The sequence below is a fragment of the Hymenobacter agri genome (assembly GCF_054778495.1).
Window position 1 is genome coordinate 1 of the sequence record NZ_BAAGZM010000836.1, and the last position, 1,469, is coordinate 1,469.

The window sequence follows — 1,469 nt, forward strand, 5'->3', positions numbered from 1 at the left end:
CGCGCAACGGCCGCCGGCTTGCCGCGCAGCCAGGCTACACCACCGAAAGCGGCTGGGGCGCTCCTTCGCCCATGCCTAGCCTGCCCGCCCGCGACGAAGCTGGTGCCGGCGATACCTACGCCCACGTAGCTGAAAACACCTTTTTCGAAGCGAAAAAAGACCCGCTCAGCACCTTCGCGCTCGACGTGGACAATGCCTCCTACAGCAACGTGCGCCGCTTTCTGAACGAAGGTCAGCTGCCCCCGCGCGACGCCGTGCGGGTGGAGGAAATGCTGAACTATTTCCGCTACGATTACGCCGCGCCGCCCACCGCCTCGCCCGACCCTGTGCGCATCAGCACCGAGCTGGCCGCCTGCCCCTGGAACCCCGCCCACCAGCTGGCGCGCATCGGCGTGCAGGCCCGCAAGGTGGAAACGGCCCAGCTGCCGCCCGCCAACCTTGTGTTCTTGGTCGATGTATCGGGCTCGATGTTTTCGGATGATAAGCTGCCGCTGGTGAAAGCCGGCCTGAAATTGCTGGTGAAGCAGCTACGCCCACAGGACCACGTGGCGCTCGTGGCCTATGCCGGCGCGGCCGGGCTGGTGCTACCGCCCACGCCCGGCAATCAGCCCCAGGTCATCCTCGACGCGCTGGACCGGCTGCAATCGGGCGGCTCCACGGCGGGCGGTGCTGGCCTGCGCCTGGCCTATTCCACGGCCAAGCAAGCCTTTCAGAAAGAAGGCAACAACCGCGTGATTCTGGCCACCGACGGTGACTTCAACGTGGGCGAAAGCTCCGACGCGGCCATGGAGCAGCTGATTGTAGACCAGCGCGAAAGCGGGGTGTTCCTCACGGTGCTGGGCTGCGGCCGCGGCAACCTGCGCGACTCGCGCATGGAAACCCTGGCCGACAAGGGCAACGGCAACTACGCCTACCTCGACAACCTCGACGAAGCCGGGCGCGTGCTGGTGGCGCAATTCGGTGGCACGCTCTTCACCGTGGCCAAGGATGTGAAGCTGCAGGTCGAGTTTAACCCCGCCCGCGTGGCCAACTACCGCCTCGTGGGCTACGAAAACCGCCTGCTGGCCGCCGAAGATTTCAACAACGACCGCAAGGACGCCGGCGAGCTCGGCGCGGGCCACACCGTCACGGCCCTCTACGAAATCGTGCCCGTGGGCAGCCCCCAACCGCTGGTCGACGGCCTGAAGTATCAGCCCGAAAAACCCGCGTCCCAATCCATTGCCAACGATGTGCTAACCGTGAAGCTGCGCTACAAAGAGCCGCAGGGCAGTACCAGCAAGCTGCTGGCCCAGCCGCTGGTGGGCGCGCCCGTGGCTATCGAAAAAGCCTCGCCCGATTTCCGCTTTGCAGCTGCCGTGGCGCAGTTTGGCATGCTGCTGCGCCAGAGCGAGCAGCGCGGCAGCGCCACCTGGACCGCCACCGAAAGGCTGGCCGATGGCGCCCGCGGCGACGACAAAGACGGCTACCGC

At 66.3% G+C, this 1,469-nt stretch carries 1 protein-coding gene; it reads left to right on the forward strand.

What is annotated here, in order from left to right; all coding sequences use genetic code 11:
• Positions 1–71: 71 nt before the first annotated feature.
• The coding region (locus ACYVDE_RS22650; RefSeq protein ID WP_460503801.1) for a vWA domain-containing protein at positions 72–1,469 on the forward strand (1,398 nt) is incomplete at its 3' end.